10 protein-coding genes and 2 rRNA genes are annotated in these 15,941 nt (G+C 61.4%); all 12 read right to left on the bottom strand.

Annotated features, from left to right (window positions below):
* Nucleotides 1-29 precede the first annotated feature (29 nt).
* On the bottom strand, nt 30-542 hold the full coding sequence (locus ICL81_RS08725) for a hypothetical protein (RefSeq protein ID WP_188034517.1): 513 nt from the start codon (nt 540-542) through the stop codon (nt 30-32).
* Nucleotides 539-1,387 (bottom strand): PP2C family serine/threonine-protein phosphatase, encoded by an 849-nt coding sequence (locus tag ICL81_RS08720; RefSeq protein ID WP_188034516.1) that lies wholly within the window; start codon nt 1,385-1,387, stop codon nt 539-541. The genes ICL81_RS08725 and ICL81_RS08720 overlap by 4 nt, the downstream gene beginning before the upstream one ends.
* Entirely contained in the window at nt 1,387-3,912 is a 2,526-nt protein-coding gene (locus ICL81_RS08715; protein WP_188034515.1) for a DUF3488 domain-containing protein, read from the bottom strand. Before ICL81_RS08715 ends, ICL81_RS08720 begins: the two co-directional genes overlap by 1 nt.
* Entirely contained in the window at nt 3,909-5,342 is a 1,434-nt protein-coding gene (locus tag ICL81_RS08710) for a DUF58 domain-containing protein (RefSeq protein ID WP_353055473.1), read from the bottom strand. Before ICL81_RS08710 ends, ICL81_RS08715 begins: the two co-directional genes overlap by 4 nt.
* Nucleotides 5,339-6,325 (bottom strand): MoxR family ATPase, encoded by a 987-nt coding sequence (locus ICL81_RS08705; protein ID WP_188034514.1) that lies wholly within the window; start codon nt 6,323-6,325, stop codon nt 5,339-5,341. The genes ICL81_RS08710 and ICL81_RS08705 overlap by 4 nt, the downstream gene beginning before the upstream one ends.
* 22 nt (nt 6,326-6,347) lie before the next feature.
* Nucleotides 6,348-12,365: an Ig-like domain-containing protein gene (locus tag ICL81_RS08700; protein WP_188034513.1), complete on the bottom strand. Its 6,018-nt coding sequence runs from the start codon at nt 12,363-12,365 to the stop codon at nt 6,348-6,350.
* A 3-nt stretch (nt 12,366-12,368) separates the two neighbouring features.
* Nucleotides 12,369-13,490 carry a serine/threonine-protein kinase gene (locus tag ICL81_RS08695; RefSeq protein WP_188034512.1) on the bottom strand — a complete coding sequence of 374 codons (1,122 nt, stop codon included), beginning with the start codon at nt 13,488-13,490 and terminating at the stop codon, nt 12,369-12,371.
* A 136-nt stretch (nt 13,491-13,626) separates the two neighbouring features.
* The gene (gene rplA / locus ICL81_RS08690; RefSeq protein ID WP_188023172.1) at nt 13,627-14,316 is read right to left on the bottom strand and encodes a 50S ribosomal protein L1; all 690 of its coding nucleotides are present in this window, start codon (nt 14,314-14,316) and stop codon (nt 13,627-13,629) included.
* Nucleotides 14,317-14,327: 11 nt separating this feature from the next.
* Complete coding sequence (gene rplK / locus ICL81_RS08685; protein WP_188034511.1) at nt 14,328-14,756, bottom strand: 50S ribosomal protein L11; 429 nt, start codon at nt 14,754-14,756, stop codon at nt 14,328-14,330.
* Between the two features lie 176 nt (nt 14,757-14,932).
* The gene (locus ICL81_RS08680; protein ID WP_188034510.1) at nt 14,933-15,280 is read right to left on the bottom strand and encodes a hypothetical protein; all 348 of its coding nucleotides are present in this window, start codon (nt 15,278-15,280) and stop codon (nt 14,933-14,935) included.
* A 257-nt stretch (nt 15,281-15,537) separates the two neighbouring features.
* Nucleotides 15,538-15,654: ribosomal RNA gene (rrf, locus tag ICL81_RS08675) — 5S ribosomal RNA — on the bottom strand.
* A 167-nt stretch (nt 15,655-15,821) separates the two neighbouring features.
* Nucleotides 15,822-15,941: ribosomal RNA gene (locus ICL81_RS08670) — 23S ribosomal RNA — on the bottom strand; the annotation flags it as partial.

The following is a 15,941-nucleotide window of genomic DNA, read 5'->3' as shown; positions in this document are numbered from 1 at the left end:
TATCCACTGGATGTTCCAAGTTTTGTCGATTATCCCATTACGACACGGGCAATGGCGATGATCCCACTCACACTTGCGACAATAACCATCGCAAAGACGAGTACTGTTGCCATTCGTCCGCGCAGCGTGCGTCGCTCAATGGAGGCGAGGCCGCTTCGGTCTGGGAGTTCTGCTGAGTTGCTGGGATCCGCGCCCGAATCGGTGAAAGCACCCGGCGCGGGCGGTACGCGACGCGGGGTGAGATGCCCAGTCAGCCCTGCCGAGGTCTCGACATCGCCCGTACGAACGCCATAGACCACAGGCATGACCTCTGCCTGGAACAGGCCAGAATCAGACGTCGGCAGCATGACGGTCTCCTCGGCAAGGACCGACGGTGACGGCTCCCACGGCTTGCGAGTTGCAGACACCGTGATGTCGCCGTGCCTCGAACGCGACTGCGAGTGCGTGTCGGCACGAGCACCTGCGCGGCGCGGCTGCACGACGGTGAGATCGTCTGTGTCGTGGGTGCCGCGTGGATCCGTGACCTTACGTGTCGGGCTCATCGCTGATCCTCAGTACGGAACCGATCTGCGCGTGCCACCCGAACCGTGTGATCTTGTTCGGCCGTGGTGTCTTCGGTGTCGTCTCCAAGGTCAGCAAACTCAGTGCTCTCGGCCGGCGCCACGGGGGTCATCTCGAGCGCGAGGGTATCGACGACGATCGCCGTGATGTTGTCGCGACCGCCACGATCACAGGCCAGGTCGATGAGCTGGGCGACAAGGGTATCTGGGTCTTGCCCGCTTGCGAGTGCCTCGGCGAGCTCAATGTCTTCGACCTCGGTTGTGAGGCCATCCGAGCAGATGAGCAGCCGCGAACCAACCTGGAGCGGAATAAGCCAGGCATCGTGCCTGCTATCTTCGGACCCGAGCGCCCGAGTAATCACATTGCGCGGCGTGATGCTCGCGCGCGGGCTGCCCTGGGCAAGCAACTCAAGGTGGAGTGAGTGATCTCGTGTGATCTGGCGAAGCTCGCCATCAATGTACTCGTAGACGCGTGAGTCGCCAACGTTGAGCACGTGCCACTGCGGAGCGCCACCATGAACGATACGTACGACGCCGGTCAGCGTGCAGCCGCCTCCGCGCAAGGTCGTCGCCGCGACTTCGAGCACCGCCTGGCGAGCTTTGTTCAGCGTCTCATCGATATCGAGATAGGTGAGGTCGTTCCGACCGACGATCGACGCGAACGCCTGCACAGCCGCAGCGCTCGCCCGATCACCAGCCTCATGGCCTCCCATGCCGTCTGCAACGACAAACACCGGGTCAGCAGCGAGAAAGGCATCTTCGTTGACGGTGCGTCGCATGCCCGGATGGGTCTGCGAGCCGTGCTCCAACCGAATCGTTGCAGCCATCAACCTGCCTTTCTCTGTGATGAGCGTTGTGTCTTGATTCGCCACTGTGCGGTACCGCGGCCGCCGAGCGGCCAAAGCGAACGCATTGCAAACGCTTCTCTGAGCTTTTCACGCTTTGTCAGATTTTGGCGTCTATCTGCGGCGTGGGTCTCAACGGCATTCCACACCCAGTCGGCCGTATCCCCGTCAATTCCTTCGGGCGAGAAGACCGCACGATCCACCTGCATCGCGGCCCACACCACCGCTGGATGGCCGATCTCAGCCGCGATTCGGGGGCGGGTGCGTGATTCATCGATCTCGTATCCGGCGTCCCGCTCGCGATCGAGTAGTTCAGCCCAGGCGCCAAGCGCGCGCAGCTCAGGATTCGGCTCACGCTTGCGTCTACTTGCCCGTCGGCGCTTCGCGAGCGGCAGGAAGACGAGCGGCAGTGCGATGCAGGCGAGACCGCCAACCGCAAGCCCGACCCCCTTGGCCAGCGGAATCAGCCAGGAGACCGTCGTATCGTCGACACGAGGATCCCCTGACTCATGCTGATCGGTCGTGCCGATCGGCGGATCGACCTCCTGCGCATCACGCTGCTCTGCAATAGTGGGGAACTCCGGCAGCTGCTCACCCTGTTCGATAAGTTGTGGCAGCAGGGAGAGCTGCGGGGTCACGTCGACAGCAGCCCATTTCCCGTCTGATCCGCGCACTTCAATCCAGGCCGCAATATTTTCGCCGGTGCAAATGGTGTCACACGCCGGGATGCCAGGGAAATCTGGCTCGGTCAGGTGGACTCCGACAACAACACGCGATTCGTAGCCGAGTGCGCGCGCAATCAGCGCTCCGGCGGCAGCGAACTGCTCATCGTCGCCAACGCCGGCAACGAGCGCGGCAGGATCGGGGTTCTCACCCGCCGCGAGTTCTTGTGCGTTCAGCTCGGCGAACAGCGACTCGATACGACTCGCTGAGTGTCCGCCAAGACTGGGCTTAAACGTCGTGCCGTACTCCTCAGCGAGTCGCGTCAACCATTTGGAGTGCTCGCCAGAGGTGCCACTTTCGCCTGGCGCAAGCGCATGGCTCAGATAGCCGCGAGCTCGCAGCCTGTCGATGAGTTCGGTCAGGCCTTCTGCGCTCACACTCTGCTGTTGCCGTTCGATCCAGGTTGCAAGCTCTGGCATCGTTTCAAGATCAACAAGTGGAGTGCGCTGCGCGGGAAGGTCAGAAATCTTGGTGTCGGTTGTGCGCCGCATCGGCGCAGTGAACCCATCGCCAGGCTGCACGCCCGAAGCGTTGGGTACCGCGATGGCCGCGCCGGTATCGCGGTTAACGTACAGCGAATCAGCAAGCTCGGCACCGCGCGAGCCAATGAACCAGGGCGGCTCGGTGAAGCCGGCCGTTGGCAGCCAGATGCCATCGTAGGCTTCGGCGATCCGCACCTGAACGACTGGGTCGTCAGCGCCCGCGCGGCCACTTGGGAAGCGGGAGAATCGTCCGGCTTCACCTTCACCAACGTGAAAATCCACACCGTTATAGTCATCGAGCACAGCAATGCGGAGCCGATCGGGCAGCACAGCTCCCTTGTCAACAGCCTCGACCGAGAAGAGTGGCGCATCTATTCCAGTGTCGCTCTTTGATGCCCGATAGGTGGCCAATGCGCTCGCCTGCTCGCGAATCACGACCACCGGCGCCACCTCATCGCGCGCGACCGAGCGGCTGCCAGCGTCAACCGCGTGCACGGCGACCGCAGCGAGGCCGAACGCGACCAACAACGTGACCGCACCCGTGACGAATCTCATGCCGCGACCGCCGCGACCGCCGCGAATTGAGCGAAGCGAGGCCCCAGTATCAGCGGCCACGTCGCGTGGGGCTGATACCCCCACCTGTTGCCGGCCAAGGCGCAGAGCGGCTCGACGATCCGCGCCCGTAACCCACACAATCCACAGTGCAGCTGCAATCGCGCCGAGCAGCCAGAGCGCAATCTCACGCGGCGCAACAATGGTGATCGCGCAGAATCGGAGCGGTGCGCTCACCGCTGAACTTCCAAAGACCGTAGCGAACGCCAATGGGGCGAGCATTGGGACGACGGCGAACCCGGCGATGTTCGAGCTGCGCAGGCCGATCCGCACAATCGCGAGCGTGCTCACAAAGAAGACGAGGTATGCGGGGACGAGCACCGACTGGTACCAGCCGACGGGAAGTGTCAGCGTGAGGAGCTGCTTCCAGCCGAGCACGATCGCGCTCACGCTATCAAGGAACCCGGGCAGCAGTCCCTGGCTGAACGACTGCGGTCGAGCAACAGGCACGAGCGTCACGACAAAGGTGAGTGCGGCGACGGCGATATACACCGGCCAGCTCCAGCGGAAACGGGCCTGCATCGTCGAGATCAGGGTCGCGAGCACAAACGAGGCGCCAGCAACTGCAAACAGCCACGGTGTCTCGTAGATCTGCCATGCTCCCAAGCCACCAAGCACGAGTGCGATCGCGGCAGCCGCGAGTGCCCCAGGAAGTCGGCGCCAAGCAATGCGTGAAGTGTCGCGGTTCATCGCAGGCTCCTCACGAGGAGCTGCGGAAGATCTTCCAACGCCCCCGCGGTGAACAGTGAGACTGCGTCTACGCGCTGCATGCGCGGATCGGCATACATCTCGGCGCGGATCGCGAGCACATGAACATCCCCAGGGAATGTCGCCGCTGCGCGACGCAAACGTGCGAAGCTCACCTTCGAGCCGGTGATGAGCATGACAACTGACAAGTCACGAAGCGAGTGCGAGAGGGTATTTGCCAGCACCTCTATGGGCTGTGCCTCCGGCATCGCGCCAAGCGCTGACCACGCGTTCATCAGTTGCAATGGCTCGCGCGACGGGAGTTCTTCGAGGCCATCGATCCGCGCTCTGCGCCCCGCAGGCACCCAGCCACTCGCAACAAAACGATCGCGTCCCTCGCGCACGGCCTGAACCGAGAGCGATGCCGCGAGACTTACGCCGAGTTCGAACTCTTCTTCGCTCGCATACTCCTCACGAATCGCATCAAAGAGCACCGCTACCCGCGCCGTTTGCGATTCCTCATACTGGCGCACCATTGTTGTGCCGGTGCGCGCGGTAGATTTCCAGTGAATATGGCGGATCGAGTCACCCGGCACATACTCGCGGACCGCATAGAACGAGAGATCAGAATCTACAATGCGGCGACTTGCGATGCCCTCAATGTCGCGTACGAGACCAGACGAATTCGCTGGCAGCTGCACCGTGCGCGGGTGCACGTGCACGAGCCGGCGATCGTCCCACGTCACCTCACGACGCAGCAAAGACAGCGGATCACGACGCGCGATGGTAAGCGGGCCGACTGGGATAACGCCGCGTGACACGGTGGGTACCGAGGTCGGCAGCACCATCTCGTGGTGCGGAGCCATGAAGGGAATTGGAAGCTCTCGTAGAGCTGGGCCTACAGGCAGTTCAGCCAGTGTCGGTAGTGCTGGCCGAGCGCCATCGTTGTGCACCCGCACGCCGATCTCAATCACGCCACCAGCCACAACGTGATCTTTATCGAGGTGAATGCTCACCTCATACGCGCGACTGCCGATGAGAAACGGACTCGCAATGAGCAACAACACCAGGCCGGCACACGCGAGGTACCACGCCTCGATCCAGCCATATGCCGCTCCGAGAATGATTCCGACTAGGGTCAAAACAATGACAAACCAACCAAGCGGTGTGACTGCGCGGAGCGCGGATCCGCCCCACTGAGCGGCTGCCTCACGTGCACCACGTGCCCAGCGCTTCGCGCGAGTACGACGTGTCAACGCCACAGGCGTTGAACCGATGCTTGTCACCGTACGGGTGCGCGTACGGGTGCGCGTCCGCGTCCTGGTGCGCGTGCCAGTTCGGGTTTCATCCCGTCGTTGCGCAGGCTTGCGCAGGCGCGAATCGGGCTCGCTCCTGCTCTCGCGCGCGCCAGGAAGGGTATCGTCGGGGGTCACGCGGTGCCGTTCTCCTGCGGGATCGGCGTATCGAGGATGACCTGACCGACCACGGCCTCAGCTGTGACACCCTCGAACTCCGCCTCTGGCTCGAGCACGAGACGGTGAGCGAGGACTCCGACAGCGAGCTCGCGAATATCTTCTGCAACCACGTAGTTTCGGCCATCGCGAAGGGCCCACGCGCTTGCGAGGCGGACGAGGGCGAGCGCACCACGGACGCTTGCGCCAAGACGAACCTCTGGTGAGCGACGGGTCGCCTCGACAATGCGGGTGATGTACTCGGTGAGGAGCGGGCTCACTCGCACAAGCTTCGCGAACTGCTGCAGCTGCACCAGCGAGCCGAGGCTCAACACCTCGGGGACTTCAGAGACCTCAATGCGCTCGAGAATGCGGCGCATTGCCACCTCGTCTGGGTAGCCGATTGATGTCTTCAGCATGAACCGGTCAAGCTGTGCCTCGGGCAGGCGGTACGTGCCTGCTTGCTCTACCGGGTTCTGTGTCGCGATCACGATGAACGGCGCGGGTACCTCGTGGGTCTTCCCGTCAGCGGTTACCTGGCGTTCTTCCATCACCTCGAGCAGTGCCGACTGCGTCTTTGGGCTTGCACGGTTGATCTCATCTGCGAGGAGCACATTGGTGAACACCGGCCCCTTGTGAAACTCAAACAGGTGCTCACGCTCGTGGTACACCGTGGTGCCAGTCACGTCCGAGGGCAAGAGATCTGGCGTGAACTGGATACGTGCAGATTGTCCCTGCACTGCCTTCGCCAGCGATCGAGCGAGCGCCGTCTTGCCAGTACCCGGAACGTCCTCCAGAAGCACGTGTCCCTCGGCGATCATCGTCGTGAGGACAAGCTCGATGATGCGTCGCTTACCGTGAATCGCCTGCTCCATCGCAGAGGCCACCGTGCTGACCGCGTCGCGCGCCCAGAGTGCACGCTCTTCAGTGAGGGGTCCGACGTTCTTCAGATCCGATGCGCTCATTGCTACTCGTTCTCTCGACTTACTAGTTGGTGTTCGTGGTGGGGCTCGTGTTGGCGGGCGGTTCGGTCTGCCCCGTCGGCGGCGAGCACATCACGTTCGTGAAGGTTGCACTGCCGTAGGCGCCACCTGGCCACGACATCTCTACGTTCTGTGTATTCGGAATCTCTGTGAACACGGGCGTGACACCCGGTGTTCCCGAAAGTCCGAAGACACCACCGATCGTGAGTTCACTCGCATTGGCCGCACAGTTCCCAAGGTAGGAGACTTCAAACGGCGTCACACGATCGACAGGGCGCACGGTTAGCGGATCAGAACACCGGTTCACATCTTCCTTGCGCACGCACTGGGTGACGGTCGTTTCGGTGTTATGGGAGTTCAGCTCAGAGATCGGTGTTGACCATTCAAGGAGGGCGCCGTCAAGCTTCCCGCCGAGCTCTGGAGTTGTCGCGCCGTATGCAACGACACCGTCAATATCGAGGCCGCCTGGTCTGACAGTTGGGTTTGAACTCACCCGGTATTGACCACCGGTCAGTGCGGGTACGTCTCCACTCGTGAAGATCCAGCCAGCCTGCGCTCTCGTCTTGCCGTATTGCGATGACGCGCAGGAGGCGCCCGCGTAATAGGTGAACGCAGTAAGCCCAGACCCACTCTCAGACGCGCCAGTGCACTTGGCATCGCCCCTGCCTGGTGTCAGGCCATAGGTCAGCGTGATGTCACCCTTGCCAGCTGCGGTCGTCGTGAAGATGTACCCGGTGTCACCTTTGTTCGCGAGCTTTGCCGTCAGCGTTGGAGCACCGAACGCTTCAGCATCGATGCGGTTTTGCTGGCTCTCGCTGCCGCCCGCGTAGGCAGGGGGCAGCGCCGAGTCAGGGTCTACAGCCATGACCGCAATGCTCTGTGTGCCCGCGGCAGTTTCGTAAATGCCGCTCGCGCTGAGCGGAGTCTCAACACCACCGATCCAGAGCCTGCGTTCGGCATTGCCAGCCTCACCGATGGTGATCCGCAGACGACCACGTGTCGAACTCTCATTCTCAGGCCAGCTCACCGCTGCAGCTGCCACCGTGGGGGCGTTTGGTGCTTCGTACGCCCATGTCTCAACACCGTTTGCGGTCGCCTGTGATGAGCCGACGGCGTTCACCGCCCGTGCAGTGTACGTATGTTTCACACCGGGAGTCAGACCCGAGTTCGAGCAAACAGCAACGCTGCCATCGTTGAGGGTGCAGTCGCCAACGCGTGATCCGTCGGCGAAGAGCTCCACCCCAGTGACAGCCGGGTGAGCGGCCTGCTGACTCAGCGACACCGTAAGCGACACGCTGTTTCTGTCGGCCGACTTTGGCACGATCGACACTGGTGCTCGCGGAACGCCTCGTGCGTCCAGCTCCACCGCGCCAGTTCCGACGCGCTTTTGCGCATCACGCACGGTAAACGTTGCGGTGCACTTGCCACCCGAACCTTCCGCGCCATTGGGCCAGTTCACCACGACCCGGTCCCCATCGACAGCAAACGAGGCTACAGCGCAGGCACCGTCAGCGACCGAGATGAGTTCAAGCCCGCCGCCCTTTTTGTCTTGGAACGGATCGTAACTGCCTGGCAGCGCTGTGACAGCGACAGCACAGCTGGAACCGACTACGCACGTCAAAGGTGCGGATCCGCCCACTGGCGCATCCTTCGGCGCGACACCGACGCGCAGGTTGAGCACTGACTGGCTATCTCCAGCACCGCTGACCGATACATTTACCGCTCGTTCGGTTCCTACGACAGCGTCTGCGGGAGCCAGCACGGACAGCTTGCTCCCATTCTGGGTAATCTCGAACGAGCCATCGCCACCGTTTAACGTGAAACGGAGGTTCGAGAACTTACCCGCTCGATTGCCTTCCCACCGCACCATGTCAGCGAGATTGATCGTTTCAGTTTCTCCGGGGCTCAGCGTTCGGCTCAGCGGTTCGAGCGTGACAACGGGCTCATTCGGCACGATCGCGATGGGCACTGCAAGCTCAGTCCACTGAGTCTGCTCGGACAGTTTGACGCGGATCACGCAGCTGTCTGACCAGGGTTCGTTTTTCCCGGCTTGGTACACGATCGATGAACCATCGCTTGTGCAAGTTGCCTGCGAGCGTTGGACGGGCATACTGCCGGTAGCCATCTCGACCGAATCTCCACGACCAATATCAACCAGGCTCGTCAGCGTGGCGGAGACGTTCTTTCCTTCCTTCACGGACAGGGGTGTGAGGCCGGGCTGAAGCGTCAGCCGCAGGTCATCGAGCGGCGGAATCACGAGGAAACCAAACGCCTCAATGTCCGCCCCATTCGCGTCCTTACCGCTCAGCTTGAATGGCACGAGGTCACCCGAAGCGCGGTACTCGCCCGTGATCCGCTTGCCAGATGCCTTGAACCGGGATGCAGACTTCCCCCATACCGACAGCTGGAGGTTGTCGACATCACCGCCTGCCCAGAAGACACGATCCGTCACAACGTCAACGCCGCCGTGCGCAAGATCAACGCGATCGCGTGTCGTGAGCAGGGTGTCACGAATCGTCGGAGCCAGCTGCCCGATGCGCTCCGAAGTCTGCACAACGATCAAGCCGTCTGCGGTGCTCTGTGTCTCAGATGACCGTACGCGGTACCGGAAGGAAACGGTGCCGAGTTCGCCAGCGCTTACCGAAATACGACCCTTCTTCATCGCAGAAAGGTCGAGCCGCTGCATGAGCTTTTCGTACTCTGCTGATTCTTTGCCCCCGGGCACGTTCGGCACAACCTCGATGATGCTGAGCGTGCCGCCAGCGGGATCAACATCGTTGTCGAGCGGCTGCACGACGAGCGGCTCAGAGCTGTCGCGCTGAACGCGCACGTGGTCGGTGTATGCAATCGGGATGCTCGCTACTTCGGCCGCGGTCACCACCACGCGCAGCAAGCCCAGGGCTTCGCCGCCCTTCCCGTCGCGCACGGCGTACTGGAGCTCGTACGTGCCTGGAGTGGTCTGTTTCGACGCCTGAACATCGATCGAGGCAGCACGCGGCGTAACCGAGGCGGTGATCTGAGCGTCAGTGCTCTGCACGCCAACCAGACGCACTCGGTCGCCATCGGGATCAACTCCCGAGAGAGGCACGCGAACCGTGTTCTTTTCGCCAGCTGACAACCGAACGGTCAGCGCAGAGGGTTGTGGATCGCGATTGCCCTCAGCAGCCTTCACTGTCACGCGCACGGTGCCAGTATCGCTGCTTTCCGGCGTACTCGAGCCATACGTCGTGTACGACAGCGTGTAGTCACCCGGCGCACTCGGGGCAAGATAGCGAAGCGTATTCCCCGAAGCGAATGCAAGTTCTCCCTTGGTGCCGCTGCCAGCAATCTGCGGATGCAGCACGAGACGTTCACCCGCAGGCGCAAGGTCATTATCGAGAACAGCGATGTCGACAACGCTGCCCGCGCGCACCGTCGCCGTGTCTGCAACGGCAATCGCACTTGAATTCGTCCCGTCTGGCACTTGGAAAACCGTGAGTTCTCCTGATGCAGTTGTTCCACCTTCAGAAACGTAGACCCGGGCAGACCCGATCCGCCCCGCTGCACCGTCTGCCGTGCTGCCAGAAACGCGAACACGGGCGTGCTCGAGCACATCGGCCGTAAGCTGTCCGTCACGCACCTCAACGTCGCTAACGACAAGGCCTCGATGGTTGGCGCCTGGGATCGCATCAAGCACCTCGATCGTCGCGTCCGAAAGTGGTCGCACGAACGCACGCAAAGGCGGCACCGCGAGTTTGGGCCGGGACGCCACGGTCGTGACGCGGATCACACCGGCGGTTTCGCCACCGGAGATGGTGTCCCTGATCGTCACGCTCAATATCGAATCGCCAAGTGTCGAGGAGGTGACTTCGATCGCTCCGGTACCAGCATTCGTCGTTGCCGTGGCCTCACCGCTGGTCACAGAGGCATCGAGCAGCGCATACGCGCCCGAGCCACCCGTTACCCGGCCAAGGGGCCGAATGGTCGCCGGCTCGCCCGCGGCCACGGTCAAGGCCATTGCCGTCATGCTGGGTTGTGCATCGCCTCGCACGCGGATCCGCATTTCACGAACGTTCAACGCACCGCGTGAATCGGAAACCGTCACCTTGACCGAGATGTCTTCGTCGGCGGCGTTGGGGTCGTCATGTCGAAAGGCGAGTCGTCCGTCTGCCGAAACGAGTACGCGAGCTGCAGAGGCCGGGTCGATGAGTTCCGCTGCTTGCAGCAGCATCGGGTCACCTTCGGGGTCAACGTACCCTTCGAGAATTGGCAATATGAGGGTGCCACCTGGCGAGACCTCGGGAGATGGCCACTCATGCTGACAGCCTTCCACCGGGCACCATGCCGGCGGATTCTCGACTTCATCTCCCTTGACGGTGAGTGTCACCGTTGCAGGTTCAGATTCGTATACGCCGTCAGTAATGCGATACGTAAAGGTGGCCGAACCGGTCGCACCTTCGGCAACCCGGGCCGTGAGCATCTGGGAGTTGGAAAGCATCTCTATGCTGCCAAATTCTCCGAGCGTCGAGTCAGCGACGCTTTCGGGAACGATCGTCAACACGTCTTTGCGGTTCGGATCGTAGTCGTTCAGCATGACTGGTAGCAGCGCTTGTTCGCCCGCCCGAACGCCAAAGACATCGTTCACGGCCACTGGGGGCTCTGGGTCGGTCGCATCGTTGACAACGACGGCGCCGTCTTCCTGTTTGGGTGGCTCCGTGAGTGTCCACTGCTCAACGGGAATGAGCTTGCCCTCTGGCACAGTCCACATCATGCCAGTCTGTGTCTCAGAGAGCAGCGCACGTGTGCCGTTCGTCTGTAGCACGGGGGTAACCGTGCCAGGCAGTGCCACCTGATCATCGAGAGCAAGTTTCGAGAGCTTGGCGCCTTCCTGCCACAGGGTCCCGGAGTCAGCGCCGATCCACGCAGCGTATCGCTCGTCACGAATCGTGAGTGGTCGTGTGGGAACTCCCGTACCCGTCCCGTCAACGCGCGCGACGCGGTCGGTATCAGTCACCCGGATCAGTCCCTGCTCATCTGCGATGAGCAGGCCTTCGGCAGAGCCGTCGCTGGCCGTCTGCTGCAGGTGACTCTGGCCGCGCGCTGGCACCTTCACTCCACCAGGCGCAGCGGACGTCCACAGAGTGCCGGTGTCTGGCGCATACAGTGCCCAGTCCTTTCCGAGCAGTGCCATCTCGAGACCTTCAACGGGTACGTCACCCGAGAGCTTGACGACATCGGTCTCGAACCGGCCTTCGCTCGCTTCATAGAAACGTAGTTCACGCGCGTGCGCGGAATACAGCGCGACCCGACCACTGTCATTGAGCGCCGCGGCAGTCACAGGGAAAGCAATCGCGTTGCCCTCTTCGTCATCAGCGGGTGCCTCTGCGCTGCCTTCAGCAGGGGCTGCCGTGCGTTCCGCAGCGAAAGGATCGAGCAAGGTCTCACCGCGGACCGAGGTCGCCGTTTTTGCGGCCGTGTCTGTGCCAGCATTGCTACTCGCGGCTCCGGTCAAGGTGCCGAGGTAGGCCGCACCTTCTTCCGTGCGGAAGAGCACAAAGTCACCGGCAATAAGGGTCTCGCGATTCCCTGCAGGTACTCTGATTTCTCCATCAAGTACTGGCGTTTCTCGCTCCCCATCGTGAGACGATTCAGGGGCTGCAGTGTGGTCCTGTTCGCTGGACGTAACTTCTTCTTGTTCCCGCAGGTCCTGCGGCTCGGCCGGGTTCACTCCCCATGCTCGGCCCCCACCATTCGTCAGCACGAGCGTGCGTGCGCCCGACTGGAGTACTCCAGACGCAGACTCCGCGATCCGCACAGTATCAATCTCTGCGGTTTCAGTGTTCACACGCGCATACTGGCCGCTCGCTCGCATCGCCCACACCGAGGGTTCGTCACGCGATGTTTCACGTGCATCAAAACCTTGCGAGACCACCGCAACGGTGACGCCAAGCGCCACCACAACTCCGGCACTCAGCCAGTTCAGCCACCGCCGTCTGCGCACAGGAGTGCCTTTGGTTGGTTTGACCGCGCGCGGAGCAGCCATCACCTAGAGTATTCCTGTCAGGTTGGCGGCAAAAACTGCAGCCGCGCCAATCACGGCGCCAATGCAGGCGCTCGCGAGCGGTGACAGCCCCCGCTTCGAATCACGCGCACCGCGTCGGCGCTCGAGCGCCTCACGCGAGGTTGATGATTTCGTGTGCGCGGATCGCATTTCGTCGCGCCGCTCTGCACGGGTTTTCGCCCGAACTGATGAGGGTCGCAAAGGCGCTCCCCCAGCTGGTTCTGGTGCAGCACCGAAATCGACGACGTCCATGGCAGTGAGATCGTAGCCATACACACGTTGCAAGCCACGGAGCGCCTCACCGAACTCGAGCATGGAGCCGTACCGTTCTCGTGGATCTCGTGACAAAGCCCGCTGGATCACGCGGTCAAAGGGTTCATAGCCCTGAGCGCCAGGCACAGGAACGTACACCGCACGCTGCACACGTTCGCGCAACTTCGTACTCGTGTTCTGATCGGGGTCAGGAGACGCGAATGGCGGGTGCCCTGCCGCAATGCCGTACAGCGTGGCACCGAGTGACCAAACCTCACTCGCAACCGTACCGCTCGTCTGCAGGCTCAATACCTCAGGCGCTGCCCACTGCGGTGACATTGCAAGTTCGGTGCGTTCACCGCGCATACTTCCTCTGAGGGATGCGATGCCGAAATCTGTGAGCAACGGTCGCTCTGCATGTCCGAGCAGCACGTTGGCAGGTTTAATGTCACGATGGAGAACGCCTGAGCGGTGTGCCGACTCAAGTGCGCCCGCGATGCGCACGCCGGCGTCAAGCACACGGTCAAGGGTCATCGGTGATCCCTTAGCAGCAGCGCGGAAGGATCCCGGGCAGTACTCCATTGCAATATATGGACGACCGTCCGCAGCGACGCTCGCCGAATAGATCGTCACGATTGACGGGTGGTTCGAAAGCAGGCCCATGACGTTGGCCTCGGCCTCAAACATTGAGCGATCATGCTGTGCCTCAAGCGAGGCTTCAAGCACCTTCACCGCGACTGAACGGCGAGGGAGATTCTGCTCATACTGAAACACTTGCGCGTACCCACCGGTACCGAGCAAGCCGATGAGAGCATAGCCCGTGAGCTGCGGGGCGTGCGCCTGCGGTCTCGCCATCACGCTCCCATCGTCAGTTCGCGGATCGGCCAAACGGCCAAGTCTGGCTCGTGTGCGCCAGATATAAGTCTATATATACCCAACAGGGCCTCCCCGCATCAATGACGCGGAAAGGCCCTGTTGATAACCGTTCGGTTTAGAGACCCGAAACGTCGAGGGGGATGCCAGGACCGAAGGTGGTCGAGACAGCGCCCTTGATGACGTACTTGCCCTTCGACGACGAGGGCTTCAGACGCGAGATTTCCTCGAGTACCGAAGTGATGTTCTCGTCGAGCTGCTCAGCGGTGAACGACGCCTTGCCCACGATGAAGTGAACATTAGCGTGCTTGTCAACGCGGAACTCGATCTTGCCGCCCTTGATGTCCTCAACAGCCTTAGCGGTGTTGGGGGTCACGGTGCCGGTCTTGGGGTTCGGCATGAGACCACGGGGGCCCAGTACCTTACCAAGACGACCAACCTTGCCCATGAGCTCGGGGGTCGACACTGCTGCATCGAACGAGGTGTAGCCGCCGGCTACCTTCTCGATGAGCTCGTCGCCGCCAACCTCGTCAGCGCCGGCAGCGATAGCTGCCTCTGCTGCTGCACCGGTTGCGAACACGATGACGCGTGCGGTCTTACCCGTGCCGTGAGGCAGGTTGACCGTGCCGCGGACCATCTGGTCAGCCTTGCGGGGGTCCACACCAAGCTTCAACGCGACCTCAACGGTCGAGTTGGTCTTTGCGGAACCGGTCTCCTTAGCGAGAGCAACTGCCTCGCTGGGAGCGTAGAACTTGTCTGCCTGAATCTTGGCAGCTGCGGCGCGGTACGCCTTCGACTTCTGAGCCATTGCGATACCCCTTACTCGACCGTGATGCCCATGGAGCGAGCGGTGCCCGCGATGATCTTCGATGCAGCATCGAGATCGTTGGCGTTCAGATCAGCCTTCTTCTGCTCGGCGATCTGGCGAACCTGCTCAGCAGTAACCTTTGCAACCTTAACGGTGTGCGGGGTACCCGAACCCTTCTGAACGCCAGCAGCCTTCTTCAGGAGCTCTGCTGCGGGAGGAGTCTTGAGAACGAACGTGAACGAACGATCCTCGTAGACAGTGATCTCCACAGGAACGATGTTTCCACGCTGGGATTCAGTTGCAGCGTTGTACGCCTTGCAGAATTCCATGATGTTCACGCCGTGCTGGCCGAGAGCCGGACCCACGGGGGGTGCGGGGTTGGCAGCGCCGGCGGGGATCTGAAGCTTGATCAGACCCGTAACCTTCTTTACCTTTGCCATGATTGTTCCTTTCTTCGAACACGCGCTTTCGCGCGAGCTCTCCCGTCCCTCCAGCCATTCCGGAGGGCGGTGCGTTTGCATCGCCCATGACAGCGAACGCAAACTCTAGAAGTTTAACCGAATTTTCCAGAGAACGCGAACGTTGATCTCAAGAAATCGTGGACGCTTGCGCAGGGTCATGCTGAGAATCCGGTAGCCAGCAGGTACTGGTCAACCTGCCGGCCAAGGCGTTCCTGGCTGAGCCCAGTCCGCGCGCCAAGCTCGCCGGCAACCTCTGCCGCGATGCGGCCAACGGCGAGAATCGCAGTGCTCGGTGAGTTGCCGGGAAGCGAGAGGAAATCAGCAATCTGCTCATCGAGCGACAACATGGCCGCTGCGCGTTCAACGCTGCCGTCTGGAGCCCCAAACGCATGGTGCATCGCACCGTACAGGCTGCGAGAGGCCAGTCGAATGCCCCGCACTTGTGCCATTGCAAGGAGCTGTAGATCCTCCGCTGCGGATTCATTCTCGTTCTCGTCGATCATACGTACAGCGTACGCGTGTGTGCATGCTGACTCCATACACTCAATGGCGCTGCCGATGAGGGTAAGCATTACTATCAAGCGCTCAATGCAGTGGACGCGTGCCCGGTTTTGGGTACAAAAAAAGGGGGCCCGCCCCTCTAGCCCCTCCCCCAAAAAGGAAAGAAACCAAAGGAAGCGAACCCCCCTACAAAATAGCGAAAGGGAAAAACCCCAGCAATCATTGCTGAAAGGCTATCCCCTCTCACCCACCAAAAGGTGTCCGGCGGTGACCTACTCTCCCACACCCTCCCGAGTGCAGTACCATCGGCGCTGTCAGTCTTAGCTTCCGGGTTCGGAATGTAACCGGGCGTTTCCCTGACGCTATAACCACCGTAACTCTATACACATATCAACCACACCAGAATACCCAACCCACCCACTCAAGAGCGAATCAGACATACTGCCTGGCGTGGCTTCTCGTACATCAAGAACCACAAAGTGAACGCGAACAATATCGTTTAAGATTTTCCATACTCATGCCCCACCCATCCAAGGGAGGGAGAATATCAAGTCATCGGCTTATTAGTACCAGTCAGCTCCACACGTTACCGCGCTTCCACATCTGGCCTATCAACCCAGTCATCTACTGGGAGCCTCACAGACCGAAGTCTACGGAGATCTC

The organism is Leucobacter sp. cx-328 (assembly GCF_014530035.1).
In the GTDB taxonomy this organism is placed as follows: Bacteria; Actinomycetota; Actinomycetes; order Actinomycetales; family Microbacteriaceae; genus Leucobacter.
The sequence above is the reverse complement of the archived record's forward strand: the minus strand, read 5'-3'. Positions and strand labels throughout refer to the sequence as shown.

What these genes read in the sequence shown, in the direction of transcription:
- ICL81_RS08725 (WP_188034517.1), bottom strand. Translation starts at nt 542, where the DNA reads ATGAGCCCGACACGTAAGGTCACGGATCCACGCGGCACCCACGACACA.
- ICL81_RS08720 (WP_188034516.1), bottom strand. Translation starts at nt 1,387, where the DNA reads ATGGCTGCAACGATTCGGTTGGAGCACGGCTCGCAGACCCATCCGGGC.
- ICL81_RS08715 (WP_188034515.1), bottom strand. Translation starts at nt 3,912, where the DNA reads ATGAACCGCGACACTTCACGCATTGCTTGGCGCCGACTTCCTGGGGCA.
- ICL81_RS08705 (WP_188034514.1), bottom strand. Translation starts at nt 6,325, where the DNA reads ATGAGCGCATCGGATCTGAAGAACGTCGGACCCCTCACTGAAGAGCGT.
- ICL81_RS08700 (WP_188034513.1), bottom strand. Translation starts at nt 12,365, where the DNA reads ATGGCTGCTCCGCGCGCGGTCAAACCAACCAAAGGCACTCCTGTGCGC.
- ICL81_RS08695 (WP_188034512.1), bottom strand. Translation starts at nt 13,490, where the DNA reads ATGGCGAGACCGCAGGCGCACGCCCCGCAGCTCACGGGCTATGCTCTC.
- rplA (WP_188023172.1), bottom strand. Translation starts at nt 14,316, where the DNA reads ATGGCTCAGAAGTCGAAGGCGTACCGCGCCGCAGCTGCCAAGATTCAG.
- rplK (WP_188034511.1), bottom strand. Translation starts at nt 14,756, where the DNA reads ATGGCAAAGGTAAAGAAGGTTACGGGTCTGATCAAGCTTCAGATCCCC.
- ICL81_RS08680 (WP_188034510.1), bottom strand. Translation starts at nt 15,280, where the DNA reads ATGATCGACGAGAACGAGAATGAATCCGCAGCGGAGGATCTACAGCTC.